Origin of the sequence: Roseateles saccharophilus (genome assembly GCF_004342485.1) — a bacterium.
GTDB classification, from domain to species: domain Bacteria; phylum Pseudomonadota; class Gammaproteobacteria; order Burkholderiales; family Burkholderiaceae_C; genus Pelomonas; species Pelomonas saccharophila.
The window spans coordinates 93,984-118,604 of record NZ_SMBU01000014.1; the positions used below are offsets into that span (position 1 = coordinate 93,984).

Here is a 24,621-nt window from a genome sequence, read left to right on the forward strand (position 1 = left end):
CCATGCCACGCCCACGCCGCCACCGCCAGCCCACCCAGCCCTCGGGGGCCGCGGCATGACGTTGAGGACGGTGCTCTATGTCGAGGACGACCCCGTCAACGCGATGCTGATGCAGGGCATCGTCGAGCTGCGCCCGGGCTGCCGGCTGCAGGTCGCGCGCAGCGGGGCCGAGGCCCGCGCTGCCGTCGCCGCCGGCGGCGTGGACCTGCTGCTGTGCGACCTGCACCTGCCCGACGCCGCCGGCGACGAGCTGCTGGCCCAGCTGCGTGCCACCGGCCTGCCGGCCCGCGTGCCGGCGCTGCTCGTCACGGCGGAGTCCGAGGCCGAGGCCGCCGAGTTCGCGCGGCGCGGCGGCTTCGACGGCTGCTGGACCAAGCCGCTGGACGTCGCGGCGACGCTGGACAGCCTGGAGCGCTGGCTGGCGGGGCGCTGACACAAATCTTTGCGCCTCGGCCACAAGGCCTTGCGCCGCCCGGGCGATTCTCCGGCCCAAGACACCGGAGACCGCCGATGAAGAACCGCCGCTTCGTGCTCAGCACGGGCGCCGCGCTCGCCGGGGCCATGATGCTGGCCCGCCGCGTGCCGGCCCTGCCTTCCGCATTGCCCCCGGGCGCACCGCTGAGCGCCGACGAGCGCGCGCTGCATGCGCTGAACCGCCTGGGCTATGGCCCGCGGCCGGCCGATGCCGCGGCCATTGCGGGCCAGGGCGCCGAGCGCTGGCTGGAGCGCTTCCTCGCCGAGCAGCTGGAGCCGCGCCGCCTGCCGCAGCCCGAGGCGCTGACGCAACGACTGAGCGGGATGCAGGTGCTCAGCCTGGGCCAGGCCGAATTGGTCGGCCGCTACCGCGACGCGCTCAAGGCCACCCGCGAGGCCCGGCGCGAGCAGGCCAAGGGCATGAAGCCCGAGGCCGATGCGCTGAACGCGATGCGCGAGCAGGTGCGGCCGCTGGTGGCCGAGGCCGCCACCGCGCGGCTGGCGCGCGCGCTGCAGAGCCCGGCCCAGCTCGAGGAGGTGCTCGTCGAGTTCTGGTTCAACCATTTCAATGTGTTCGCCGGCAAGGGGCCGGTCAGCGTGCTGGTGGCCGACTACGAACAGCGCGCCATCCGTCCCTTCGTGCTCGGGCGCTTCCGCGACATGCTGGGCGCCACCGCGAAGCACCCGGCGATGCTGACCTACCTCGACAACGCGCAGAGCGTCGTCGCCGGCTACCAGCCGCCGCGCCGGGCGCGCCGCTTCCTGGCCGAGCGGCCCGAGCTGAAGGCGCGCGTGCCCACCGGCCTGAACGAGAACTACGCCCGCGAGCTGATGGAGCTGCACACGCTGGGCGTGGACGGCGGCTACACGCAGCGCGACGTGACCGAGCTGGCGCGCATGCTGACCGGCTGGGGCGTCGACTCCCGCAAGGCCCTGGTCGGCGGCACGGGCGAGCTGTTCGCCTTCGACCCGCACAAGCACGACGGCGGCGACAAGACCTGGCTCGGCCAGGCCGTGCGTGGCGCCGGCCAGGCCGAGGGCGAGCATGCCCTCGACGTGCTGGCCGCCCACCCGGCCACGGCACGCCACCTGGCCACGCAGTTCGCCCAGGCCTTCGTCGCCGATGAGCCGCCGCCCGCCCTGGTGGCGCGCCTGGCCGACAGCTTCAGGGCCAGCGGCGGCGACCTGCGCGAGCTGCCCCGCAGCCTGCTCGGGTCCGACGAATTCTGGGGCCGCGAGACCTACCAGGCCAAGTTCAAGACGCCCTACCAGTACCTGCTGTCCAGCCTGCGGGCACTGGACCTGCCGCTCGGAGAGCCGCGCCCGCTGCTGGCCGCGCTGGCCCAGGCCGGCCAGCCGCTGTACGGCGCGCAGACGCCCGACGGCTACAAGAACACCGCCGCCGCCTGGCGCAACCCCGAGGCCCTGACCCAGCGCGTGCAGCTGGCGACGACGCTGGGCCAGCGCAGCGGCGTCAGCGCCGGCCAGCTCAGCACGACGCTGGGCGCATCGCTCAGCGAGCCGACGCGCCGCACGCTGGCCACCGAACCTGCCGGCCAGCAGGTCGCGCTGCTGCTGGCCAGCCCCGACTTCATGAAACGCTGAACACCATGCTCCGTCGTCAACTCCTGCATTTCGGCGCGTTCACGCTGGGCGGCCTGCCTGTGTCCCTTGTCCACGCCCAGGGTGGCGCACAGAAAAAGCTCGTCGTCGTCCTGCTGCGCGGCGCGGTGGACGGGCTCTCGGTCGTCGCGCCCTATGGCGAGCGCGAGTACGCCGCCAGCCGCCCGCAGATCGCGCTGGCGCCGCCGGGCGCGGACGACGGCCTCATCAGGCTTGACAGCCTGTTCGGCCTGCATCCCTCGCTCACGCCGCTGAAGCGCCACTGGGACGGCGGCCAGCTTGCCTTCGTGCACGCCAGCGGCTCGCCGGACCCGACCCGCTCCCACTTCGACGCCCAGGACTATTTCGAGTCCGGCACGCCGGGCCGCAAGTCCACGCCCGATGGCTGGATGAACCGGCTGCTGACGGCCCTGCCCGGCGAGCCCAGCCCGACGCGCGCGATCAGCCAGGGCAGCACGCCGCCGCGCATCTTTGCCGGCGCGGCCAGCGTGGCCAGCCTGGGCCTGGGGCCGGGCGCGATGCAGCGCCGCGCCATCGACAACCCGCAGCTGCAGGCCGGCCTGGCCAGGCTCTATGCCAACGATCCTCAGCTCAGCAGCACGCTGCGCGACACCGCGCAGGGCCGCGGCGAAATGGCGCGCAGCATGGCCGCCGACGCGGGCCACGCGATGGACCCGAGCGCCGATGCCGGGGCGCCATCGGCGCGCAGCTTCGCCGCCGACGCGCGCCGGCTGGGCACGCTGATCCGCAAGGACCCTCACACCCAGCTCGCCTTCACCGCCGTGGGCGGCTGGGACACCCACGTCAACCAGGGCGCCGCGCGGGGCCAGCTCGCCAACCGCCTGGCCAGCCTGGGCGAGGGCCTGGATGCGCTGGCCACGGGCCTGGGCGATGCGCTGAAGGACACCGTCGTCGTCGTCGCCAGCGAGTTCGGCCGCACGCTGCGCCAGAACGGCAATGGCGGCACCGACCACGGCCGCGGCAATGTGATGTGGCTGCTGGGCGGCCCCGTGGCCGGCGGCCGGGTGCTGGGCGAATGGCCGGGCCTGGACCGGGCCGCGCTGGCCGATGGCCGCGACCTGGCCGTGAGCACCGATTTCCGCCAGGTGCTGGGCAGCCTGCTGCAGCGCCATCTGGGCCTGGACGAGACCGCACTGGCCGCGGTGTTTCCGCAGGGCCCCCACGGTTGGCGCCAGGCCGGCGAGCTGCTGCGCGCCGGCTGACGCCTTCAACCATCACCCGCGAGGGAGAGCGACATGATCCGCAGCGCGTTCCCGTTGTTCGGCCTGTGCCTCGGCGCGTCGGTGCTGGCCTACTGCTTCCTCGTCGCGGCCGGCGCCTGAGAACCCTGAGCGGGTTCCCGGGCGGCCTCAGAGGCCGCGCCGGGCCTGGGTCAGCAGCGTGCTGACCTCGGTCGAGACCCGGGCGAAGTCGGAGCCCGAGCCGATCAGGCGCTCGGCCAGGTCGTACTGGCCGCCGTTGATGCGCCGGGCCACGTCGCCCGCCGTCTGGTGGAACTGGGCGTGCTTGGCCACCAGCGCGACGAAGGTCGGCCGGCCGCCCCAGCGGCGCCCGCCGTCGCCATGCAGCCAGCGGCCCAGCGGGCACTGGTCGTCGAGGCAGATCCTGTCGGCGTCGAGCTGGGCATGCTCAGCGATGGCCTGGCGCAGCTTGACCTTCCAATCGCGGTGGGCGGAGATGGCGCTGTCGAAGTCGAATTCGCCGGCCGTGACGACGGGGCTGTCCTGCTCCAGCCGCAGGTCCGCCGGCAGCCGGAAGCGCGCCACCTCGCCGGCGAGGCTGTCGGCCTGCTGCTTCATCGTGGCGGAGGCCGCGGCCGTCTCCTCGACGAGGGCGGCGTTCTGCTGCGTCGCACGGTCCAGCTCCTGCACGGCCTGGCCGATCTGCGCGATGCCCAGGCTCTGCTCGCGGGCGCCGGTGGCGACCTCGCCCAGCAGCTGGTCGACGCGCTGCGAGCCGGTGACGATCTGCCCGATGGTCTCGCCGGCGCGGTTGACGGTTGCGGTGCCGGTCTCGACCTGCTCGACGCTGCCGGAGATCAGGGTCTTGATCTCCTTGGCCGCCTCGGCGCTGCGCTGGGCCAGCATGCGCACCTCGCCGGCCACCACCGCGAAGCCGCGGCCCTGCTCGCCGGCGCGGGCCGCCTCGACGGCCGCGTTCAGCGCCAGGATATTGGTCTGGAAGGCGATGCCGTCGATGGTGCCGATGATGTCGGCGATGCGCGCCGACGAGGTGCGGATGCCTTCCATCGTCCGCGCCACTTCCTGCATCACGCGGCCGCCATCGGCCGCGGTCTGCGCGTTCTGGCGCGCCAGCTGCGAGGCCTCGGCGGTGTGCTCGGCGCTGCTGGAGACGGTGGAGGAAATCTCCTCCATCGACGCGGCGGACTCCTCCAGGTTGGCGGCGGCCTGTTCGGTGCGGGCCGACAGGTCCAGCGCGCCGCTGGCGATCTCGTCGCTGGAGTGCACGATCTGGTCGCTGGTGACGCGCACGCGCAGCACCATGTGGCGCAGCGAGTCCTGCATCTGCGCCAGGTCGCGCATCAGCGCGGCGGCCTCGTCGCGGCCCCAGGGCGAGGGCGAGCTGGTCAGGTCGCCGTCGGTGATCGCGTGCAGGTGGCGGCGCGTCTCGTTGAGGCCGCCGTCCATGACCTTGTAGAAGCACAGGAACAGATAGCCGGCGATCACCAGCACCAGCACCAGCACGGCGGCGGTGTGCTCGATGTCGGACAGCAGCATCGCGTGCAGGTCGTCGATATAGATGCCCGAGCCGATGACCCAGCCCCAGGGCTCGAAGCCCTTCACGAAGGAGATCTTGTCGACGGGCTTGTCCTGGCCGGGCTTGGGCCACTGGTAGGCGACGAAGCCCTGGCCATGCTGCCTGACCTCGTCGGCGAAGGCCTTGAACAGCGCGAAGCCGTTGGGGTCCTTGATGCCGCTGCCGTCCTTGCCGTCCAGCTCGGGCTTGATCGGGTGCATGACCACGCCGGCCTGCATGTCGCTGATGAAGAAATATTCCTTGCCCTCGTAGCGCAGCTGGGCGATGGCCCTTTTTGCCAGCGCCTGGGCCTGCTCGCGCGGCATGCCCTCGGCCTCCTGGCGCTGCGCCCAGGCCAGCATGCCGTGGGCGATCTCGACGTGCTGGCGGACCGCGGCCTTGCGCGCGCCCTGTAGATCGCCTGCCTGGCTGGTGATCAGCCAGGCCAGCAGCGCGACGAGGGGCAGCAGCAGCGCCCCGGAGATCAGCAGCGCCTTGCTCGTGAACTGCAGGTTGCGGAACAGGCGCACCCCGGGGGCCCACAGCCCGTGGTGGGCGAAGAAGCCGTTGTCAGCGTAGGCCGCTCGTACGGGCGGGGCGAGGCTGACGGTGGTGGCAGGGGGCATCGGCGATCCTGGCGAGGTCAAGGAAAAGGACCAGTCTAGGAAGTGGGGCAATCGATCTCAATGACACGCCGTCGCGAAGGCCGGGGAGCGCGAATTTGGGCACAGGAAATGGGTCGCGAGTGCTCATTGGCGTCTCATAAATGCAATAACTGAGCAATGCGCTCGGGAAATGATGGACGACCGGGCGCTGCCCGGACTGTCCGCAGACTGTCCGCGGACAGGCAGGAGCGGCGCAACCGATTGATTCCATTGATGTGCCGGCCTGGCACGCCGTTTGCGAATCACGGGGCATGGACACCCGTTTCCGCGACACCTCCGAGCAGGACCGCCTGCTGCCCCCCTCCCGGCGCCGCTGGCCGCAATGGCTGGCCGGTGGCCTGGTCGCCGCGGCGCTGCTGGCCTGGTGGGGCCTGCCGCGCCTGCACCTGTCGGCCCAGGCCGCCGTCAGCGCCGCGCGGCTGACGCTGGCCACGGTCGACGTCGCGCCGCTGACCCGCGATGTCGCCGGCGAGGGCCGCGTCGTCGCCGCGCAGAGCCCGACCCTCTACGCCCCGACGGCCGGCGCCGCGACGCTGCGCGTGCAGGCCGGCGATGCGGTCAAGAAGGGTCAGCCGCTGGCGCAGCTGGAGTCGCCCGAGCTGACCAACCGCCTGGCCCAGGAGCGCAGCAATGTCGACGCGCTGCGCGCCGAGCTGGCCCGTGCCGAGGTCGAGGCCCGGCAGCAGACGGCCGCCCTGCAGAGCGCCTACGAGAACGCACGCATCGACCAGCAGACCGCGCAGAACGACCTGGCGCGCCAGACCCAGGCCTTCGAGGCCGGCGCGACGGCGCGCATGCAGGTCGAGCGCGCCCAGGACGCGCTGGCCAAGGCCAGGCTGGCGCTGGACCAGGCGCGCGACCTGCGCGGCCTGAAGACCGATAGTCTCAAGCTCGACGTGCAGGCCAAGCAGAGCGCGCTGGCCCGCCAACAGCTGCTGGTGGCCGACCTGGAGCGCCAGGTGGCCGAACTGCAGGTGCGATCGCCGGTGGACGGCCAGGTCGGCCAGCTCTTCATCGCCGATCACAGCAACGTCGCGCGCGACGCCAAGCTGCTGTCGGTCATCGACCTGTCGGCGCTGGAGGTGCAGATGCAGGTGGCCGAGAGCTTCGCCCGCGAGCTGCAGCCCGGCATGCCCGGGGAGATCAGCGGTGGATCGGCCGAGGGCCGGCGCTGGGCCGGCCAGGTCAGCTCGGTGTCGCCCGAGGTCGTCAACGGCGAGGTGGCCGCGCGGCTGCGCTTTGCCGGCGCCCAGCCCGAGCAGCTGCGCCAGAACCAGCGCCTGTCGGTGCGCGTGCTGCTGGACCGCCGCGACAAGGTGCTGGGCCTGGCCCGCGGAAGCTTCGTCGACGAGGGCGGCGGCAGCTATGCCTATGTGGTGCGCGGCGGCTATGCCGAGAAGGTCGCCATCAAGCTCGGTGCGCGCTCGCTGGAGCGGGTCGAGGTGCTGTCGGGGCTGTCGGCCGGGGACCGGGTCGTCATCTCGGGTTCGGACAACTTCAAGGGCGCGGAGCGCGTTCTGATCGCGGATTGAAGAGGAAGGGACAAGCCATGCTCAAGATGGAAAAACTGCAGAAGGTCTACCGCACCGAGATGGTCGAAACCTATGCACTGCGCGACTTCAACCTGACGGTGAACGAGGGCGAGTTCGTCGCGGTGACCGGCCCTTCGGGCTCGGGCAAGACGACCTTCCTGACCATCGCCGGCCTGCTCGAGGCCTTCAGCGGCGGCAGCTACAGGCTCGACGGCATCGACGTCAGCCGCATGGGCGATGGCGAGCGCTCGGCGGTGCGCAACCGCAAGATCGGCTTCATCTTCCAGGCCTTCAACCTGATCCCCGACCTCAATGTGCTCGACAACATCGAGGTGCCGCTGCGCTACCGCGGCTACGGCAGCGCCGAGCGCAGGAAGCGCGCCGCCGATGCGCTGGCCCGCGTCGGCCTGTCGGCCCGCGGCCGGCACTACCCGGCCGAGCTGTCGGGCGGCCAGCAGCAGCGTGTGGCCATCGCGCGGGCCCTGGCCGGCGAGCCGCGCCTGCTGCTCGCCGACGAGCCCACCGGCAACCTCGACAGCGCGATGGCGCGCAGCGTGATGGAGCTGCTGGAGGAACTGCACCGCGACGGCGCCACCATCGTGATGGTCACGCACGACCCGCAACTGGCCGCGCGCGCACAGCGCAATGTGCACGTCATCGACGGCCAGGTCGTCGACCTTGCCGCCGAGTTGACGGCTTGAACGCGATGCGTCGACTGCCCCTCGCCCTCGTGCTGCTGGCCGCCACGGCGGCACATGCCGACGACCTGCTGCAGGTCTGGGCCCAGGCGCGCGCGGCCGACCCGCTGCTGCGCCAGGCCGCGGCCCTCAGCGGCGCGCAGGAGGCCACGGCGCGCGAGGCCCGCGCGGCACTGCTGCCGCAGTGGAAGCTGGAGCGCGACGAGCTGCGCGATAGCGGCGGCAACCGCTGGAACACGACGACGAGCAGCCTCAGCCAGCCGCTGATCGACCTCGCCGCGCTGCGCGAATGGGATGCCAGCCGCAGTCAGGCCTCGGCCCAGGCTGAGCGCCTCGTTGCCGCCGAGCAGGCCGCGCGCGCCCGCGTCGCCGACGCCTATTTCGGCCTGCTGTCGGCCCAAGCCCAGCTCGCCACCGCGCGCGCCAACGAGGAGGCCTTCGACCGCCAGGTCAACGAGGCCGAGAGCCGCTTCAAGGCCGGCCTGTCGGCCCAGGTCGAGGCCGACCAGTCGCGCGCCTACCGCGAGCTGGCGCGCTCGAACACGCTGGCCGCCGAGCTCGCGCTGGCCGATGCCCGCGAGGCCCTGGCCCAGCTGACCGGCGCTGCGCCGCCCGCGCTGCAGCCGCTGCGCGGCGACCTCGTCGCCCAGCCGCTGCCCGACGACGCCGAGGCCTGGGCGCGGCGCGCCGAAGCCGCCAACCCCGGGCTGCGCGCGCTGCAGCTGGACTTGCGGGCCAGCGAGCAGCGCATCGCGTCGGCCCGCGCCGGTCACCTGCCGACGCTCAGCCTCGGCGTCGACACGACGCGCCAGCGCGGCGACGGCGTGCCGCTGCTCGACGCGGGCCGCACGCCCACCCAGGTCGCGCTGCGCCTGACCGTGCCGCTGTTCGCCGGTGGCGCGACCGGCGCGGCGGCCGACCGCGCCGGCTTCCAGCGCGATGCCGCGCGCGAGCAGCTCGAGGCCGGCCGCCGCGCAGTGCTGCGCGAGGTGCGCGCCGAGCATCTGGCGGTGGGGCAGGGCGCGGCCCAGCTGAGTGCCGCGCAGGCCGCCGTCGAGGCCGCCGAGCGCGCGCTCGGCGCCACGCGCACCGGCCTCGCCTTGGGCACGCGCAGCACGACCGACCTGCTGCTCGCCATCCAGACCCTGACCGCGGCGCAGAACGCCCAGACCCAGGTCCGCCACCGCCATGTGCTGGCCCTGCTGGCCTTGCACCAGGCCGCCGGCTCGCTCGGCGACGCCGAGCTCGCCGCCGTCAACGCCTTGTTGGAGACACGCTGATGTTCCTGCACTACCTCGAACTCGCCGCCCGCAGCGCCCGCGCCTCCAAGGGCCTGTCGGCGCTGATGGTGCTGGCCCTGGCTCTCGGCATCGGCGCCTGCATGACGACGCTGACCGTCTACCACGTGCTGTCCGGCGACCCCATCCCGGCCAAGAGCGCGCGGCTCTTCAACGTGCAGCTGGACGCGGGCGAGATCATCGGCTGGGAGGCCGGCAAGGAGCCCACCTTCGACCTCAGCCGCTTCGACGCGACCGCGCTGCTGCGCGACGGCAAGGCCCGCCGCCAGGCCATGATGAGTGCGACCAATGTGGCCGTCGGCGTCGGCGATGGCCGCATCAAGCCGATCTTCTCCAGCACCCGCTACACGACGAGCGACTTCTTCGCGATGTTCGACGCGCCCTGGCAGTACGGCAGCGGCTGGAGCGCGGCCGACGACGCAGGCGAGGCGCGCGTGGCCGTCATCTCGGCGGCGCTGAACGACAAGCTCTTCGGCGGCGCCGACAGCGTCGGCCGCGAACTCATCGTGCGCGGCCAGACGCTGCGCGTCGTCGGCGTGCTCAAGCCCTGGAGGTTCCAGCCGCACTTCTACGACCTGACGCTGGGCGGCTTCGCCGAGTCGGAGGACTTCTTCCTGCCCTTCTCGACGGCCATGCTGCTCAAGGTCGGCCACTGGGGGAATATGGATTGCTGGGGCAAGGGCGCCAATGGCGGTTCGCCCATGGACCCGGCCGCGAGCTGTTCCTTCATCCAGTACTGGGTCGAGCTCGACAGCCCCGACGACGCCAAGGCCTACCGCGACTACCTCGTGCACTACTCCGAGGCCCAGCGCGCCGCCGGCCGCTTCCAGCGCCCGACGAACGTGAGGCTGCGCAACGTCATGGAATGGCTGGGCGCGCAGAAGGTGCTGCCCGCCGACGTGCGCCTGCAGACCTGGCTGGCCTTCGGCTTCCTGCTCGTCTGCATCGTCAACATGGTGGGCCTGCTGCTGGCCAAGACGCTGCGCCGCGCCGGCGAGATCGGCGTGCGCCGGGCGCTGGGTGCGACGCGGCGCGCGGTCTTCGCGCAGTTCGTCGTCGAGGCCGGGCTGCTCGGCGTCGTCGGTGCTCTGCTGGGCCTCGCGTTCGCGCAGGGCGGGCTCTGGCTGGTGCGCCACAGCCCCAACGACTACGCCCGCCTCGCCGAACTCGACGCCCCCATGCTCGCGCTGACGCTGGGCCTGTCCCTCGTCGCCAGCCTGTGCGCCGGCCTGCTGCCGGCCTGGCGCGCGGCCCTCGTCACCCCCGCCGTCCAACTGAAGGTGCAGTGATGTCCGCCTCCTCTTCTTCCTCGACGCTGCCCCTCGACCCCGCCGCGCCGGGGCGCTCCGCCGGCCTGGCCGCGGCCCTGCATGGGCTGCTGCTGGACCTGCGGCCCATCCTGTCGACGCTGCGCCGCCATCGCATCGCGGCCGGCCTCATCGTGCTGGAGGTGGCGCTGACCTGCACCATCGTCACGAACGCGCTGCACCTGATCCAGACCCGCGTCGACTTCCTCAACGCCGACAGCGGCCTGGCCGAGCCCGAGATGGCGGTGCTGGAGGTGCGCGGCAGCAAGCCCGTGCCGCCCGAGCGCTCGGCCGGCATCGTCGCCGAGGACGTGGCGCGGCTGCGCGCCCTGCCCGGTGTGAAGGCGGCCACGTCGGTCAACCAGATCGTCTACGGCAACAACAGCAACAACAGCGGCGTGGCGCTGGAGCCCGACAGCAAGGGGCCTCGCGTTGCCGCCGCCCAGTACGAGGGCGACGAGCAACTGCTGCCCGCCTTCGGCCTCAGGCTCGTCGAGGGCCGCAACTTCACGGCCGACGAGGTGCTGGACAGCAACAAGGTCTTCAGCGAGCCCGAGGCCCATGTCGGCCAGGTCATCATCAACAAGGCGATGGCCGACAAGCTCTTTCCCGGCCGCTCGGCACTGGGCCGCGTGATCTACGTGTTCGGCGCCTCGCCGTCCACCGTCGTCGGCGTCGTCGAGACACTGACCCACCCCTACCTGCACCGGGCCCGCGACAGTGGCGGCTACGCGATGCTCTTCCCGCTGCGTGGCGGCGGCAGCTATGTCGTGCGCACCGAGGCCGGGCGGCTGGACGCGCAGATCAAGGCCGCCGCGGCGGCGCTCGAAGCCGTCGATCCGAACCGCGTCGTCACGAAGTCGCGGGCGCTGCTCGACATGCGCGCGGAGTTCTACGCCCAGGACCGCGCGATGGCCTGGCTGATGAGCGGCGTCTGCGTCGCGCTGCTGCTCGTCACGGCCATGGGCATCGTCGGCCTGGCCAGCTTCTGGGTGCAGCAGCGCACACGCATGATCGGCACGCACCGGGCGCTGGGCGCGACGGAGGGCCAGATCCTGCGCTACTTCCAGCTCGAGAACCTGCTGCTGACGACGACCGGCATCGCCATCGGCCTGGCCGGTGCGTTGGGCCTGAGCCATCTGCTGATGCAGAGCTACGAGCTTGAGCGTTTGCCCTGGGTGTATCTGCCCACCGGTGCCCTATCGTTGTGGCTGCTGGGCCAGGTCGCCGTCTGGGTGCCGGCCCGGCGCGCCGCACGGCTGTCGCCGGTGGCGGCGCTGCGCAGCTGAAGGAGCTGCACCGGAGCGAACCGGGGCGAGCCCCCGGAAAAGGAGGGGCCATGAAATCCAAGCTGCTCAAGCGGCTGCTGATCGCGCTCGGCGCGCTGCTGCTGATCGTCGCCGCCATCCTGCTCACGGGCTGGCTGCAGGCCGGGCGCAAGCAGGAGCGCCGCATCGACGTGCGCGCCGAAGCCATTGCCCTGCCCACCGAGGCCGCGGCCCTGGAGCGCGGCCGCTACCTGTTCAGTTCGCGCGGCTGCGCCGAATGCCATGGTGCCGACGGCGCCGGCCGCAAGGTCATCGATGGCGGCGGCATGCTCGTCATCGCGCCCCACATCGGCCCGGGGCCGGGCGCGGTGACGGCCAACTACCGCGTCGAGGACTGGGTGCGCGCCATCCGCCACGGCGTCAAGCCCGACGGCCGGCCGCTGCTCATCATGCCCAGCGAGGACTACAACCGCCTCACCGATGCCGACGTCGGCGCGCTGGTCGCCTACGCGAAGCAGCTGCCCGCCATGTCGCACGGCGAGACGGCCCTCATCCGGTTCCCGCCGCCGGTGCGCGTGCTCTACGGCCTCGGCCTGATCCAGGACGCCGCCGCCAAGATCGACCACAGCCTGCCACCCGCCGCGCCCGTGCCCGAGGGGCCGACCGCCGAGCACGGCCGCTACGTCGCGCAGATGTGCATGGGCTGCCACGGCCCCGGCTATTCCGGCGGCAAGATCCCCGGCGGTCCGCCGGACTGGCCGGCCGCGGCCAACCTGACGCCCGGCAGCGACAGCGTGATGATGGAACGCTATGCCAGCGTCGACGCCTTCATGGCAATGATGAAGAGCGGCAGACGCCCGAGCGGAGAGGCCATCCCCGTGATGCCCTTCCCGTCGCTGTCGCAGCTCAACGAGGTCGACCTGCGCGGCCTGCACGCCTTCCTGAAGACGCTGCCGGCCAAGGACGCTGGCAACCGTTAGCCCAGGCTAGCGCCAGCCGCTCGCCAGCGTCCAGGCGGCGGTGGCGAGCAGCAGGGCGCCCACGGCACGCCCAGCCGTCACCTGCGTGGCCGCGCTGCCGGCCAGCCAGATGCGCACGCGGCCGGCCGCCAGCGCCATGCCGCCATAGATCAGCACCTGGGCCGCCGCGCCGATCAGGAAGAGCACGAAGCCCTGCAGCGCGACGCGGCCCAGCTCGGGGCGGATGAACTGCGGCACGACGGCCAGGCAGAACAGATAGGCCTTGGGGTTCATCAGGCAGGTCAGCACCGCGCGGCCGAAGGTGGCCGGCAGCGGCCGCGATGTGCCGGCCTGCACGGCGCCCAGCGCGCCGGCGCCGCGCCACAGCTGCCAGCCCATCCAGGCCACATAGAGGCCGCCGGCGGTCAGCAGCACATCGAACAGCGTGGGCCAGGCCTGCAGCAGCAGGCTGATGCCCAGCGCGCTCGCCAGCACATGCACGAAGCCGCCGACGACCATGCCGGCCACGGCCGCGAAGCCGGCGCGGGCGCCGTCGGCCAGCGCGCTGGCGAGCACGAAGGCCATGTCCATGCCGGGCAGCACGATGATGCCGAAGACGAGCACGGCGTAGAGCCAGAGGTGGGTGTAGGGGGTGGTGTCCATGCCGCGCAGTCTGGGCGGCGGCGATGTCAGTCCTTGTCAGCAGGGCGGGGCGGCATCACGCGATAGGGCGGCCGGGCTGCGGCGCCGATGGCGACGACGGCCAGGGCCTGCTGCACATCGGGCAGGGCGCGCGCCGCGGCCTCCAGCGCCGCGCCCTGGTCGGCGCCCGCGACGCAGCCCTCCAGGTAGACGACGCGCCCCTGCACGGTCAGCCACAGGCTGCTCGGGTGCAGCACGGGCAGGGCGGCGAGGCGCTCGCGCAGCGCGGCGGCGATGCGCGCGTCGTAGCGGTAGGCATTGGGCTCGCTGCATTCGCCGCTGAGCCAGCAGGTGGTGCCGCGCTCGGCCCGGTGGTGGGCCTGCACGCGCGCCTCGGCGGCCGAAATGCGCGGGCCGACCGGCTCCGCGCAGCCGGCGATGTCGGCCGACAGCGGCTCGAAGGGGTCGCCGAAGCGGTTCAGCAACTGCGCGTCGTCGACGCCACCGGCCAGCAGCAAGGCCATCCACAGCTTCATGGCGCCGATTCTGGGCCGCGCGGTTATCGTTGCTCACCCAGCAAACCCGGGTTGCCAACCGCCGTGTCCCAACAGGAACTGCCCCACACCTTCAAGCTGCTGACGATCTGGCTGCTCGTCGGCCTCGTCGGCCTCGTCGTCTTCCTCGGCTTCAAGGCCTGGGAGCGCGAGCGCGTCGCCAGCCGCTTCCAGCTCGCCGGCGAGACCGTCGTGCTGACGCGCGCCGACGACGGCCATTTCCACTGGCCCGGCCGCGTCGGCGACGTCGAGGTGGACTTCCTCGTCGACACCGGCGCCACGGCCACGGCCCTGCCGCAGAGTCTGGCCGAGCGCGCCGGCCTGAAGCCGCTGGGGGCCGTGCGCACGCAGACGGCGGCCGGCGCCGTGCAGGGCTTCGTCGCCCGGGCCGACGTGAGCCTGGACGGCGGCGTGCGGGCCGAGCGCCTGACGGTCACCGTGCTGCCGACGCTGGGCGCGCCCCTGCTCGGCATGGACGTTCTCGGCCGCCTGCACTTCACGCAAAAACCGGGCGAGCTCCGCATCGAACCCCAGCCATGATCCGTGCCCTTCTTCTTGCGCTGTTCGCCGTCGGCGCCCATGCCGCCTGCCCGCCGGTGCCGGTGCAGCCCACGGCCGAGCAGGCCGTGCGCTGGGCCGCCGCGGCGCCGGACCGCGGCCTGCTGTGGCGCATTAGCCGCGGCGGGCACAGCAGCTATCTCTACGGCAGCCTGCATGTCGGCAAGGCCGAATGGGCCTACCCCGGCCCGGCGCTGCGCAAGGCCTGGGATGAGACCGAGGTGCTGGCCGTGGAGCTGGACCCGGCCGATGTCGGCCCCGCGCTGGCTGCGGCGCCGCAGGCCGGGCCGCTGCCGCCGGCCCAGGCGCGGCGCGTCGAGGCGCAAGCCCGCGCGGCCTGCCTGCCGCCCACCGCGCTGGCCGCGCTGCCGGCCATGCTGCAGCTCAGCACGCTGACGCTGATGGAGGCGCGCCGCGACGGCTTCGACGCCGCCTATGGCCAAGACCTGATGCTGCTGGCCTGGGCCAAGGCCGAGCACCGGCCGGTGCAGTCGCTGGAGAGCGTGGACGAGCAACTGACGGCGCTGGAGCCCGAGGCCGCCGAGCTGCCGGAACTCATCGACGGCACGCTGCGCCAACTGCAGCGCGGCGAGCTGCGCGCACCGCTGCGCAAGCTGGCCGCGACCTGGGCGCGTGGCGACCTCAAGGCGCTGGCCGACTACCCGCGCTGGTGCGCCTGCGCCGACAGCCCGGCCGAGCGGGCCTGGCTCAAGCGCGTCAACGATGATCGCAACACGCAGCTTGCCGCGCGCATCGATGCGCTGCATGGTGCCGGTCAGCGCCTGCTGGTGGCCGTGGGCGCGCTGCACATGAGCGGACCCGAGGCCCTGCCCGGTCTGCTGGCGGCGCGGGGTTTCGAGGTGCAGGCCCTGCTGCCCAGCAAGTAGCATCACGTCCACAACAGGCCCCAAGGAGACGCTATGACCGACAACAGCTTCACCAAGTTCGTGCCCGGTTTCGAATTCCTGCAGGGCCTCGTCAAGAACGCCGGCTCGGCCCTGCCCGGCATCGGCCAGTGGGTCGCGCCCACGCTCAACCCCGAGGAGCTGGCCAAGCGCATCGAGGAGCTGCGCACCGTGCAGTTCTGGCTGGAGCAGAACGCCCGCATGCTGGCCGCCACCATCCAGGCGCTGGAGGTGCAGCGCATGACGCTGTCCACGCTGAAATCCATGAACGTGCCGCTGGCCGAGCTGCGCGACAGCCTGAAGCTGCCCGAGGCCCCGGCCTGGCCCGGCGTGCCGCCCGAGGTGCTGGCCGCTGCGGCGCCCGCGGCCCAGGCCGCCGCCAAGACCGTGGCCAAGACGGCGGCCAAGACCGCCGCCAGGACCGTGAAGACGGCCGGTGACGCCGCCAAGGCCGCCGCGGCCAACCCGGCCGCCGCCATCGACCCCACGCAGTGGTGGACGGCGCTGAGCCAGCAGTTCACGCAGCTGGCCACGTCGGCGATGAAGGACACCGCCACCGACGCCGCCAAGAACCTCGCCGGCAGCCTGGTCAAGCAGAGCTTCGACGCCGCCAGCGACACGCTGCGCAAGGCCGCGACCATGCCCGGCGCCGTCGTCGGCAGCGTGGCCAAGGGGCTTGCCGGCGTTGCGCCCGGCAGCGCCAGGCCACCGGCCCCGGCCCGCAAGCGCGCCCCCGCCGCCAAGCGCAAGGCCTGACCGCCCCGTCCGGGCCGGGTCATGAGGCGGCGCACCTTGCTCTCGCTGCTGATGGCCGAGGCCGTGGCCGGGCATGCCGGCGGGGCGCCCACAACGCTGCTCTATCCGCTGCATGATGAGAGCCGCGTCTTGCTGTGGCGCTACCACGAGGCCCTGATCCGTCAGGCGCTGCAGCGCAGCGGCGCCAGCTATCAGATCGCCGAGTCCGCGCAACCCATGACCCAGTCCCGCGTGCTGCGCGAGCTGGCCGACGCGACCGGCAGCCTGGACCTGGCCTGGACCATGACCAGCATCGAGCGCGAGGCCTTGCTGCAGCCGGTGCGCGTGCCCGTGGACCGCGGGCTGATCGGCTTCCGGCTGGCCTTCGTCAGGCCCGAGCATGTCGACCGCTGGCAGTCCGTGCGCTCGCTGGAGGACTTGCGCCCCTATGTGGCCGGCCAGGGCCTGGACTGGCCCGACACCGAGATCCTGCGCGCCAACGGCCTGACCGTGCGCGGTGCCTCCCGCTACACGGCGCTGTTCGACATGCTGCGCCTGGGCCGCGTCGACTATTTCCCGCGCGCGGCCTTCGAGATCGACGGCGAGATCGCCAGCGGCATGGCGGCGGGCCTGGTCGTCGAGCCCCACGTGCTGCTGCGCTATCCGGCGGCGTCCTATCTGTTCGTGCGGCGCGACCGCCCCGAGCTGGCCGCCGACCTGCAGCGCGGCCTCGATGCCATGGTGGCCGACGGCAGCTTCGCACGCCTGTTCCAGCAGCACTTCGGCGACCTGATCAGCCGCCATCGCCTGCTGCAGCGCACCCGTATCCTGCTGAACAACCCATTGCTGCCGCCGCAGACGCCGCTGCACAAGGCCGGCTACTGGCTGCTGGTGGACGGCTGAGGCGCATCGAGCATGGCCGCACCGCGCATCCCGCCCATTCAATGCCTGCAGGCCTTCGAGGCCGTCGCGCGGCTGCGCAGCGTCAGCGCCGCGGCCGAGGAGCTGGCGGTCACGCCCAGCGCCGTCAGCCACCGCATCCGCCAGCTGGAGTCGCAGCTGGGCTTCAAGCTGTTCGGGCGCGACTTCATGCTCGCCGAGCAGGGCCAGGCCTACCTGCCTTCGGTGCGCCAGGGCCTGGCCGCGCTGCAGAAGATCCCGGGCGCCGCCGGCGTGCGGCCGCAGGGCGTGCGCCTGCGCCTGGCCGTCACGCCGACCTTCTCGCGCCAGATCCTGCTGCCGCGGCTGGCGCTGTTCCGCCATGCCAACCCGGAGGTCGAGTTGATCATGCAGGTGGCCATCCCGCTGGCCGACATGAAGTCCGAGGACGCCGATCTGGAAATCCGCTTCGGCACCGGCGAATACGCAGGACTTGAGAGCCGGCGCGTGCTGACCGATGAGCTGACGCCCGTCTGCAGCCCCGACTACCTGCACGAGCACGGCCCCTTCGAAGGCTTCGACAACGTGGCCGACATCCGCCGCGCCCACCTGATCCGCAGCCCGCTGGCGCCCTGGAGCAGCTGGTTCGAGGCCCATGGCCTGCAGCTGGACGAGCCGCGCGTCGGCGCGCAGTTCAACGACCTGGGCCTGGTGCTGGACGCCGCGGCGGCAGGCTTCGGCGTCGCGCTGATGCGCATGAAGCTGGGCGCCTCCTGGCTGGACGCGGGGCGGCTGCTGCGCCTGTCGCCGCGCACGGTGGGTTCGAGCTTCCACCATTACCTGTGCTGGAAGCCGGGCACGCTGGAGCGCTGGGAATGTGCGGCCTTCGTCGAGTGGTTGACCCGGGCCCTCGCCTGACGTCGACCTGACGGGGACCCTCCGGGCCAACCCTGTGTCGGCCACGGCGGCTGAAATTTCTTCACGCGCCGGCGCAGCAGGATTCACGCCGTCAACCGGCCGGCGCCTCACCATCGCGCCCCACAGCCCGCCGGATTCCGGCCGAGGCCCAAGCTTTCAAAAAACCGGAGACGACGATGGTCTGGCAACAGGTCTACAACCCTTTCGACAACATGGGGCTCAGCACCCTCGTGGCCGCCGTGCCCGTGGTGGTCATGCTGCTGGGCCTGGGCGTGTTCCACCTCAAGGCCCATGTGGCGGCGGCCGCCGGCCTCGCGAGCGCCTTCCTGATCGCGGTGTTCGCCTTCGGCATGCCGGCCGGCATGGCCAGCCGCGCCGCGCTGCTGGGTGGATTGACCGGCCTGCTGCCCATCGGCTGGATCGTGCTCAACATCATCTTCCTGCACCAGCTGACCGAGAAGAACGGCAGCTTCCAGGTGCTGCAGGACTCCATCGCCGGCATCACCCAGGACCGGCGCCTGCAGTTGCTGCTGATCGCCTTCGCCTTCGGCGCCTTCTTCGAGGGCGCCGCCGGCTTCGGCACCCCGGTGGCCGTCACGGCGGCCATCCTGATCGGCCTGGGCTTCTCGCCGCTGGCCGCCTCGGGCCTGAGCTTGATCGCCAACACGGCGCCCGTGGCCTATGGCGCGCTCGGCACGCCGGTCATCACGCTGGCCAAGGTGCATGGCTACGACCTGATGGCCGTGTCCGGCATGATCGGCCGCCAGCTGCCTTTCTTCTCGCTGCTGGTGCCGTTCTGGCTGATCTGGGCCTTCGCCGGTCGCAAGGCGATGTGGGAGATCTCGCCGGCCATCGGGGTCACGGGCCTGTCCTTCGCCATCCCGCAATACCTCGTCAGCAACTTCATCGGCCCCGAGCTGGTGGACGTCATCGCCGCCATGTGCTCGATGATCGCGCTAGTGGCCTTCCTGCGCGTCTGGCAGCCGCGACGTATCTGGACCTCGGTGTCGCTGCGCGGCCATGAGCAGGACGGCGGCGAGGCCAAGCCGCCACGCCAGCCCGCGGCCCATCCGCGCGCCGCGGTCGTGAAGGCCTGGACGCCCTGGGTCATCCTGACCGTCTTCGTCTTCGCCTGGGGACTGCCGGCCACCAAGGCCGCGCTGAACGGCATCTTCGCGCCCAAGTTCACCATCGACGGCTTGCACAAGCTGGTCGAGAAGGTCGCGCCCGTCGTGCCCAAGCCCACGGCTGAGGCGGCCGAGTATGTGTTCGGCCTGCTGTCCGCCACCGGCACCGGCATCCTGCTGGCGGCCGTCGTCGGCGGCCTGGTGATGGGCTACCGCTTCGGCGGCCTCGTGCGCTGCTTCGGCCAGACGGTGTGGTTGGTGCGCACCTCGCTGCTCACCATCGTGCTGATGCTGGCCCTGGGCACGCTGACCCGCTTCAGCGGCCTGGACACGACGCTGGGACTGGCCTTCGCCAACACCGGCGTGCTCTACCCCTTCTTCGGCACGCTGATGGGCTGGCTGGGCGTGGCCATGACCGGCTCCGACACCGCCAGCAACGTGCTCTTTGGCGGCATGCAGAAGGTGGCGGCCGAGCAGCTCGGGCTGAACCCCAACCTGATGGGCGCGGCCAACAGCGCCGGCGGCGTGATGGGCAAGATGATCGATGCGCAGTCCATCGTCGTCGCGTCCACGGCCACGGGCTGGCGCAACGGCGAGGGCCCCATCCTGCGCTATGTGTTCTTCCATTCGATCGCGCTGGCCGCACTGGTGGGCTTCTTCGTCACGCTGCAGGCCTATGTGCCGCCCTTCACCTGGCTCGTTCATTGAGACCGCTACAGTCTGCCGGCGATGAATGCTTCCGCCCAAGACCCCGGCTTTGACCGAGCTGCGCGCCTGCGGCAATTGGTGGCGGCCCTGGCGCCGCTGCTGCCGCCGCATGCGCTGCTGCACCAGGCCGAGCAGACCACGCCCTACGAGTGCGACGGCCTGACCGCCTACCGCCAGCGGCCCCTCGCCGTGGCCCTGCCCGAGACCGAGGCCCAGGTGGCCGCCGTGCTGAAGGCCTGCCATGCGCTGGGCGTGCCGGTGGTCGCGCGCGGCGCCGGCACCGGCCTCTCGGGCGGCGCGATGCCGCACGAGGCCGGCCTCACGCTGGCCCTGGCCAGGTTCAACAAGATCATCGCCATCGACCCCGAGGCCCGCACGGCCCGCGTGCAATGCGGCGTGCGCAACCTCGCCATCAGCGAGGCCGCGGCCCCGCACGGCCTCTACTACGCGCCCGACCCCAGCAGCCAGATCGCCTGCACCATAGGCGGCAACATCGCCGAGAACTCGGGCGGCGTGCACTGCCTGAAGTACGGCCTCACGCTGCACAACGTGTTGCGGGTGCGCGGCTTTACTGTGGAGGGCGAAGCTGTGGAGTTCGGAGCTGAGGCGCTGGACGCCGCCGGCCTGGACCTGCTGGCGCTGGTGGTGGGCAGCGAGGGCATGCTGGCCGTCGTCACCGAGGTCACCGTCAAGCTCGTGCCCAAGCCGCAGCTGGCGCGCTGCCTGATGGCCAGCTTCGACGACGTGCGCAAGGCCGGCGACGCGGTGGCGGCGCTGATCGCGGCTGGCATCATCCCGGCCGGCCTGGAGATGATGGACAAGCCCATGACGGCCGCTGTCGAGGACTTCGTGCACGCCGGCTACGACCTGACGGCCGAGGCCATCCTGCTGTGCGAGAGCGACGGCACGCCCGAGGAGGTGGCCGAGGAGATCGCGCGCATGGACGCCGTGCTGCGCGGCAGCGGCGCGACCGACGTGCAGGCCAGCGCCGACGAGGCCCAGCGCCTGCGCTTCTGGAGCGGCCGTAAGAACGCCTTCCCGGCGTCCGGCCGCATCAGCCCCGACTACATGTGCATGGACTCGACCATCCCGCGCAAGCACCTCGCCACCATCCTGCTGGACATCCAGCAGATGGAGAAGAAATACGGCCTGCGCTGCGCCAACGTCTTCCACGCCGGCGACGGCAACCTGCATCCGCTGATCCTGTTCGATGCCAACGACCCCGACCAGCTGCACCGCTGCGAGCTCTTCGGCGCCGAGATCCTGGAGCGCAGCGTTGCCCTGGGCGGCACCGTGACCGGCGAGCACGGCGTGGGCGTCGAGAAGCTCAATTCCATGTGCGTGCAGTTCAGCCCCGAGGAGCGCGAGCAGATGCTGAAGCTCAAGGCCGCCTTCGACCCCGCCGGCACGCTGAATCCCGGCAAGCAGATCCCGACGCTGCACCGCTGCGCCGAGTACGGCCGCATGCATGTGAAGCGCGGGCTGCTGGCGTTTCCTGAGCTGGAGCGGTTTTGAACTTCGACGACCTGCAGGCGCAGATCCGCGCCGCCCGCACACCGCTGCGCATCACCGGCCACGGCAGCAAGGATTTCTACGGCGAGGCGCCGGCCGGCGAGGTGCTGTCCACGCTGGCCCTGAACGGCATCACGGCCTACGAGCCCAGTGAGCTCTACCTCAGCGCGCTGGCCGGCACACCCATCGCGGACGTCGAGACCGCTCTGGCCGCCCAGCGCCAGCGCCTCGCCTTCGAGCCGCCACGCTTCGGCGGGCGGGGCACGGTGGGCGGCATGGTGGCGGCCGGCCTGTCCGGCCCCAGTCGCGCGGCCCTGGGCTCGGTGCGCGACCATGTGCTGGGCGCCGTCCTCATCAACGGCAATGGCGAGCTGCTGAGCTTCGGCGGCACGGTGATGAAGAACGTGGCCGGCTTCGACATCAGCCGCGTGCTGGCCGGCTCCATGGGCCAGCTCGGCCTCATCACCGAGGTCACGCTCAAGGTGCTGCCCCTGCCGGCCGCGAGCGCCACGCTGCGCTTCGACCTGGACCAGCCGGCCGCGCTGAAGGCCCTCAATGCCTGGGGTGGACAGCCCCTGCCCATCGAGGCCAGCGCCTGGTGGGACGGCGCGCTGCTGCTGCGCCTGGCCGGTGCGGCGGCGGCGGTCGAGGCGGCCTGCCGCAGGCTGGGCGGCGACCTCATCCCGGCCGACCTGGCCGAGCCCTTCTGGACCGGCCTGCGCGACCAGGGCGACGAGTTCTTCGTCGGCGCCGCGCGCGCGGTGGCCGGCGGCGCGCGGCTGTGGCGCCTCTCCGTGCCCAGCACCGCGCCCGAGCTGAAGCTGCACGGCGAGCAGCTGATCGAATGGGGTGGCGCCCAGCGCTGGGTCGTCACGCCGATGGAGGCCGCCGCGGTGCGCGAAGCCGCGGCCGGCGTGGGCGGGCATGCGACGCTGTTCCGCGCGCTGGACAAGTCGCCCGGTGCCTTCGCACCGCTGGCCGCGCCGCTGGCCGCCATCCACCGCCGGCTCAAGGCCGCGTTCGACCCGCACGGCGTCTTCAACCCCGGCCGCCTCTACGCGGGGCTGTGAGCGTGCAGCTGCTGCGCGGCCTCACGCTGCTGCTGATCGCCCAGGCGCTCGGCGAGGTGCTGGTGCGCCTCAGCCATGCGCCGCTGCCGGGGCCGGTGCTGGGCCTGCTGCTGATGCTGCTCGCGCTGCGCTGGGGGCCGCTGCGCGACACGGTGCAGCCGGCGGCCGAGGGGCTGCTCGGCCACCTGTCGCTGCTCTTCGTGCCGGTGGGCGTGGGCGTGATGACCCATCTGCACCTGATCGGCGAATTCGGCCTGCGCCTGCTGCTGGCCGTCGTGCTGTCCACCGGCCTGGGCCTGGCGGTCACGGCCTGGGTGCTGCGCGCCTTGCTCGCGCGCGAGCGCAAGGTCTGACATGCAGGACTTCGTCCAGCTCTGGGTCTACCTCAGCGCGACGCCGCTGTTCGGCCTCACCGTCACGCTGGCCGTCTATGTGCTGGCCCACGCGGCCTATGTGCGCCTGGGCCATGCGGCCTGGGCCAACCCGGTGCCCTGGAGCGTGGCCGTGCTGGCCGCGCTGCTGCTGGCCAGCGGCACGCCCTACCCGACCTATTTCTCCGGCGCGCAGTTCATCCACTTCCTGCTCGGGCCGGCCGTCGTCGCGATGGCCTGGCCGCTGTGGCAGCGGCGCGAGGAGTTGCGCCGGCGCTGGGGCGCCATCCTCGTCGCGGCGCTGGCGGGCGGCGCGGCGGCCTCGCTGAGCGCGGTGGCCATCGGCTGGGCGCTGGGCCTGCCGCAGGAACTGGTCGCGTCGCTGGCCACCAAGTCGGTGACGGCGCCGGTGGCCATGGGCATTGCCGAGAAGATCGGCGGCATCCCGGCGCTGGCCGCGGTGTTCGCGGTGCTGACCGGCATGATCGGCGCGGTGGGCGGCAAATACCTGTTCGACCTGATCGGCGTGAAGCCCATGGTGGCGCGCGGCTTTGCGCTGGGCACCTGCGCCCACGGCCTGGGCGCGGCGCGCGCGCTGCAGGTGGACGCCGATGCCGGCGCCTATGCAAGCCTGGCCCTGGGCGTGCAGGTGATCCTGGCCTCGCTGCTGATGCCCCTCGTCTTCCAGCTTTTCTTCTAGCCATGCAAACGACGCTTGCTCCCGAATTCGCCGGCAGGTCCGACGGTGCCGAGGCCGAGGCCATCCTGCGCCGCTGCGTGCACTGCGGCTTCTGCACGGCCACCTGCCCGACCTACCAGCTGCTGGGCGACGAGCTCGACGGCCCGCGCGGCCGCATCTACCTGATCAAGCAGGTGCTCGAAGGCGCCGAGCCCACGCGCGAGACCCAGCTGCATCTGGACCGCTGCCTGACCTGCCGCAACTGCGAGACGACCTGCCCCTCGGGCGTCGAATACGGCCACCTGGTCGACATCGGCCGGCGCGTCGTGGACGCCAAGGTCGGGCGCCCGGGCGGCGAGCGGCGCGTGCGCTGGCTGCTGAAGGAGGGGCTGACCTCGCCGCTGTTCAAGCCGGCGATGAGGCTGGGCCAGGCCCTGCGCCCGCTGGTGCCGGCCGCGCTGAAGGACAAGGTGCCGGCCCGGCCGCCGGCCACGGCCCACGACTGGCCGACGCGCCAGCTCAACCGCAAGGTCGCGTTGCTGCTGGGCTGCGTGCAGCCGGCGATGGCGCCCAACATCAACAGCGCGACGGCCCGCGTGCTGGACGCAGCCGGCATCCAGACCGTCGTCGCCGACGGAGCCGGCTGCTGCGGCGCGATCCGCGCGCATCTGGGCGACCACGAGGCGGCGCTGGCCGACATGCGCCGCAACATCGACGCCTGGTGGCCGCTGCTGGCCGGCCCGGGCGAGCGCGTCGAGGCCCTGGTGATGAATGCCTCGGGCTGCGGCGTGACGGTGAAGGACTATGGCCATGCACTGGCCCATGACCCGGCCTATGCCGACAAGGCCCGCCGCGTCAGTGAGATGACCAAGGATCTCAGCGAGCTGCTGCCCGAGCTGGTGCCGGCGCTGAAGACCCGGCTCAAGGCCAGGGCCGGCGCGCTGGCCTACCACCCGCCGTGCACGCTGCAGCATGGCCAGAAGCTCAAGGGTGGGGTCGAGGACTCCCTGCGCGAGCTGGGTTTCCGCATCGACTGCGCGCCGACCGACAGCCACCTGTGCTGCGGCTCGGCCGGTACCTATTCCGTGCTGCAGCCGGAGCTGTCCAAGCAACTGCGCGACCGCAAGCTGCAGGCGCTGGCACCGCTGCAGGCCGAGCAGATCGTGTCGGCCAACATCGGCTGCATCCAGCACCTGCAAAGCGGCACGACCCAGCCGGTGCGGCACTGGGTGGAGGTGCTGGACGACGCGCTGCGGGGCGTGGCCGCCTAGTCTTACTGTGTTAGTAAATTCAAGGCATTATGCGCACTTCTTCAAGCAAGAGGTGAGCCTTGATGAAGGAACTGCAGGAGTTCGAGCGCT

23 protein-coding genes are annotated in these 24,621 nt (G+C 72.1%); 20 read left to right on the top strand and 3 right to left on the bottom strand.

From position 1 onward, the window contains the following. The first annotated feature begins 55 nt into the window (after positions 1-55). The 3 genes from EV671_RS13590 (at position 56) to EV671_RS13600 (ending at position 3,320) form a co-directional block, all read left to right on the top strand. Positions 56-433, top strand: a complete 378-nt coding sequence (locus EV671_RS13590) for a response regulator (protein ID WP_132572294.1) — start codon at positions 56-58, stop codon at positions 431-433. Between the two features lie 77 nt (positions 434-510). After that, on the top strand, positions 511-2,079 hold the full coding sequence (locus EV671_RS13595; protein WP_243655716.1) for a DUF1800 domain-containing protein: 1,569 nt from the start codon (positions 511-513) through the stop codon (positions 2,077-2,079). 5 nt (positions 2,080-2,084) lie between these two features. Beyond that, positions 2,085-3,320 carry a DUF1501 domain-containing protein gene (locus tag EV671_RS13600; RefSeq protein ID WP_132572297.1) on the top strand — a complete coding sequence of 412 codons (1,236 nt, stop codon included), beginning with the start codon at positions 2,085-2,087 and terminating at the stop codon, positions 3,318-3,320. A gap of 147 nt (positions 3,321-3,467) precedes the next feature. Here EV671_RS13600 and EV671_RS13605 read toward each other — a convergent pair whose 3' ends face one another. Next, positions 3,468-5,501 carry a methyl-accepting chemotaxis protein gene (locus EV671_RS13605; protein WP_132572300.1) on the bottom strand — a complete coding sequence of 678 codons (2,034 nt, stop codon included), beginning with the start codon at positions 5,499-5,501 and terminating at the stop codon, positions 3,468-3,470. 290 nt (positions 5,502-5,791) lie between these two features. On the opposite strand from EV671_RS13605, the gene EV671_RS13610 reads away from it, so the two are divergent. Genes EV671_RS13610 through EV671_RS13635 form a run of 6 tightly spaced genes read left to right on the top strand, consistent with a single transcriptional unit; the run spans position 5,792 to position 12,623 of the window. Continuing rightward, positions 5,792-7,072 (top strand): efflux RND transporter periplasmic adaptor subunit, encoded by a 1,281-nt coding sequence (locus EV671_RS13610; protein WP_132572303.1) that lies wholly within the window; start codon positions 5,792-5,794, stop codon positions 7,070-7,072. A 17-nt stretch (positions 7,073-7,089) separates the two neighbouring features. Continuing rightward, positions 7,090-7,773 (top strand): ABC transporter ATP-binding protein, encoded by a 684-nt coding sequence (locus EV671_RS13615; RefSeq protein ID WP_132572306.1) that lies wholly within the window; start codon positions 7,090-7,092, stop codon positions 7,771-7,773. A gap of 5 nt (positions 7,774-7,778) precedes the next feature. After that, positions 7,779-9,050, top strand: a complete 1,272-nt coding sequence (locus EV671_RS13620) for a TolC family outer membrane protein (RefSeq protein ID WP_132572309.1) — start codon at positions 7,779-7,781, stop codon at positions 9,048-9,050. Beyond that, a complete protein-coding gene (locus EV671_RS13625) occupies positions 9,050-10,357 on the top strand; it encodes an ABC transporter permease (protein WP_132572312.1) in 1,308 nt (435 codons plus the stop codon). Before EV671_RS13620 ends, EV671_RS13625 begins: the two co-directional genes overlap by 1 nt. Further along, the gene (locus tag EV671_RS13630; protein ID WP_207911153.1) at positions 10,357-11,664 is read left to right on the top strand and encodes an ABC transporter permease; all 1,308 of its coding nucleotides are present in this window, start codon (positions 10,357-10,359) and stop codon (positions 11,662-11,664) included. The genes EV671_RS13625 and EV671_RS13630 overlap by 1 nt, the downstream gene beginning before the upstream one ends. A 50-nt stretch (positions 11,665-11,714) precedes the next feature. Further along, positions 11,715-12,623, top strand: a complete 909-nt coding sequence (locus EV671_RS13635; RefSeq protein ID WP_132572315.1) for a c-type cytochrome — start codon at positions 11,715-11,717, stop codon at positions 12,621-12,623. A 6-nt stretch (positions 12,624-12,629) separates the two neighbouring features. Here the strand turns inward: EV671_RS13635 and EV671_RS13640 are convergent, their stop codons facing one another. Together EV671_RS13640 and EV671_RS13645 are read right to left on the bottom strand one after the other, a co-directional pair. Next, a complete protein-coding gene (locus tag EV671_RS13640; protein ID WP_132572318.1) occupies positions 12,630-13,265 on the bottom strand; it encodes a LysE family translocator in 636 nt (211 codons plus the stop codon). A gap of 26 nt (positions 13,266-13,291) precedes the next feature. Continuing rightward, positions 13,292-13,780, bottom strand: a complete 489-nt coding sequence (locus EV671_RS13645; protein WP_132572321.1) for a BON domain-containing protein — start codon at positions 13,778-13,780, stop codon at positions 13,292-13,294. A gap of 63 nt (positions 13,781-13,843) precedes the next feature. Here EV671_RS13645 and EV671_RS13650 point away from each other — a divergent pair, with 63 nt between their 5' ends. From EV671_RS13650 to glcF, 11 genes are all read left to right on the top strand, one after another. Further along, positions 13,844-14,338 (top strand): retropepsin-like aspartic protease family protein, encoded by a 495-nt coding sequence (locus EV671_RS13650; RefSeq protein WP_165917563.1) that lies wholly within the window; start codon positions 13,844-13,846, stop codon positions 14,336-14,338. Then, positions 14,335-15,243 carry a TraB/GumN family protein gene (locus tag EV671_RS13655; RefSeq protein ID WP_132572327.1) on the top strand — a complete coding sequence of 303 codons (909 nt, stop codon included), beginning with the start codon at positions 14,335-14,337 and terminating at the stop codon, positions 15,241-15,243. The genes EV671_RS13650 and EV671_RS13655 overlap by 4 nt, the downstream gene beginning before the upstream one ends. A gap of 33 nt (positions 15,244-15,276) precedes the next feature. After that, positions 15,277-16,017 (top strand): PhaM family polyhydroxyalkanoate granule multifunctional regulatory protein, encoded by a 741-nt coding sequence (locus EV671_RS13660; RefSeq protein WP_132572330.1) that lies wholly within the window; start codon positions 15,277-15,279, stop codon positions 16,015-16,017. Between the two features lie 21 nt (positions 16,018-16,038). Next, entirely contained in the window at positions 16,039-16,899 is an 861-nt protein-coding gene (locus EV671_RS13665) for a substrate-binding periplasmic protein (protein WP_132572333.1), read from the top strand. 12 nt (positions 16,900-16,911) lie between these two features. Next, positions 16,912-17,793, top strand: coding sequence for a LysR substrate-binding domain-containing protein (locus tag EV671_RS13670; protein WP_132572336.1), 882 nt, complete (start codon positions 16,912-16,914; stop codon positions 17,791-17,793). Positions 17,794-17,969: 176 nt separating this feature from the next. Then, on the top strand, positions 17,970-19,628 hold the full coding sequence (locus EV671_RS13675) for an L-lactate permease (protein WP_132572339.1): 1,659 nt from the start codon (positions 17,970-17,972) through the stop codon (positions 19,626-19,628). Positions 19,629-19,649: 21 nt separating this feature from the next. Next, positions 19,650-21,143, top strand: a complete 1,494-nt coding sequence (locus EV671_RS13680; protein ID WP_132572342.1) for an FAD-linked oxidase C-terminal domain-containing protein — start codon at positions 19,650-19,652, stop codon at positions 21,141-21,143. After that, a complete protein-coding gene (gene glcE, locus EV671_RS13685; protein ID WP_132572345.1) occupies positions 21,140-22,210 on the top strand; it encodes a glycolate oxidase subunit GlcE in 1,071 nt (356 codons plus the stop codon). Before EV671_RS13680 ends, glcE begins: the two co-directional genes overlap by 4 nt. 2 nt (positions 22,211-22,212) lie before the next feature. Continuing rightward, positions 22,213-22,563, top strand: coding sequence for a CidA/LrgA family protein (locus tag EV671_RS13690; protein ID WP_132572382.1), 351 nt, complete (start codon positions 22,213-22,215; stop codon positions 22,561-22,563). A 1-nt stretch (position 22,564) separates the two neighbouring features. Next, positions 22,565-23,281 carry an LrgB family protein gene (locus tag EV671_RS13695; protein ID WP_132572348.1) on the top strand — a complete coding sequence of 239 codons (717 nt, stop codon included), beginning with the start codon at positions 22,565-22,567 and terminating at the stop codon, positions 23,279-23,281. A 2-nt stretch (positions 23,282-23,283) separates the two neighbouring features. After that, positions 23,284-24,531 carry a glycolate oxidase subunit GlcF gene (glcF, locus tag EV671_RS13700; RefSeq protein ID WP_132572351.1) on the top strand — a complete coding sequence of 416 codons (1,248 nt, stop codon included), beginning with the start codon at positions 23,284-23,286 and terminating at the stop codon, positions 24,529-24,531. Positions 24,532-24,621: the final 90 nt, after the last annotated feature.

What these genes read in the sequence shown, in the direction of transcription:
- EV671_RS13605 (WP_132572300.1), bottom strand. Translation starts at nt 5,501, where the DNA reads ATGCCCCCTGCCACCACCGTCAGCCTCGCCCCGCCCGTACGAGCGGCC.
- EV671_RS13590 (WP_132572294.1), top strand. Translation starts at nt 56, where the DNA reads ATGACGTTGAGGACGGTGCTCTATGTCGAGGACGACCCCGTCAACGCG.
- EV671_RS13670 (WP_132572336.1), top strand. Translation starts at nt 16,912, where the DNA reads ATGGCCGCACCGCGCATCCCGCCCATTCAATGCCTGCAGGCCTTCGAG.
- EV671_RS13640 (WP_132572318.1), bottom strand. Translation starts at nt 13,265, where the DNA reads ATGGACACCACCCCCTACACCCACCTCTGGCTCTACGCCGTGCTCGTC.
- EV671_RS13620 (WP_132572309.1), top strand. Translation starts at nt 7,779, where the DNA reads ATGCGTCGACTGCCCCTCGCCCTCGTGCTGCTGGCCGCCACGGCGGCA.
- glcF (WP_132572351.1), top strand. Translation starts at nt 23,284, where the DNA reads ATGCAAACGACGCTTGCTCCCGAATTCGCCGGCAGGTCCGACGGTGCC.
- EV671_RS13695 (WP_132572348.1), top strand. Translation starts at nt 22,565, where the DNA reads ATGCAGGACTTCGTCCAGCTCTGGGTCTACCTCAGCGCGACGCCGCTG.
- EV671_RS13680 (WP_132572342.1), top strand. Translation starts at nt 19,650, where the DNA reads ATGAATGCTTCCGCCCAAGACCCCGGCTTTGACCGAGCTGCGCGCCTG.
- EV671_RS13625 (WP_132572312.1), top strand. Translation starts at nt 9,050, where the DNA reads ATGTTCCTGCACTACCTCGAACTCGCCGCCCGCAGCGCCCGCGCCTCC.
- EV671_RS13635 (WP_132572315.1), top strand. Translation starts at nt 11,715, where the DNA reads ATGAAATCCAAGCTGCTCAAGCGGCTGCTGATCGCGCTCGGCGCGCTG.
- EV671_RS13645 (WP_132572321.1), bottom strand. Translation starts at nt 13,780, where the DNA reads ATGAAGCTGTGGATGGCCTTGCTGCTGGCCGGTGGCGTCGACGACGCG.
- EV671_RS13655 (WP_132572327.1), top strand. Translation starts at nt 14,335, where the DNA reads ATGATCCGTGCCCTTCTTCTTGCGCTGTTCGCCGTCGGCGCCCATGCC.
- EV671_RS13665 (WP_132572333.1), top strand. Translation starts at nt 16,039, where the DNA reads ATGAGGCGGCGCACCTTGCTCTCGCTGCTGATGGCCGAGGCCGTGGCC.
- EV671_RS13660 (WP_132572330.1), top strand. Translation starts at nt 15,277, where the DNA reads ATGACCGACAACAGCTTCACCAAGTTCGTGCCCGGTTTCGAATTCCTG.
- EV671_RS13675 (WP_132572339.1), top strand. Translation starts at nt 17,970, where the DNA reads ATGGTCTGGCAACAGGTCTACAACCCTTTCGACAACATGGGGCTCAGC.
- EV671_RS13615 (WP_132572306.1), top strand. Translation starts at nt 7,090, where the DNA reads ATGCTCAAGATGGAAAAACTGCAGAAGGTCTACCGCACCGAGATGGTC.
- EV671_RS13600 (WP_132572297.1), top strand. Translation starts at nt 2,085, where the DNA reads ATGCTCCGTCGTCAACTCCTGCATTTCGGCGCGTTCACGCTGGGCGGC.
- EV671_RS13630 (WP_207911153.1), top strand. Translation starts at nt 10,357, where the DNA reads ATGTCCGCCTCCTCTTCTTCCTCGACGCTGCCCCTCGACCCCGCCGCG.
- EV671_RS13595 (WP_243655716.1), top strand. Translation starts at nt 511, where the DNA reads ATGAAGAACCGCCGCTTCGTGCTCAGCACGGGCGCCGCGCTCGCCGGG.
- EV671_RS13610 (WP_132572303.1), top strand. Translation starts at nt 5,792, where the DNA reads ATGGACACCCGTTTCCGCGACACCTCCGAGCAGGACCGCCTGCTGCCC.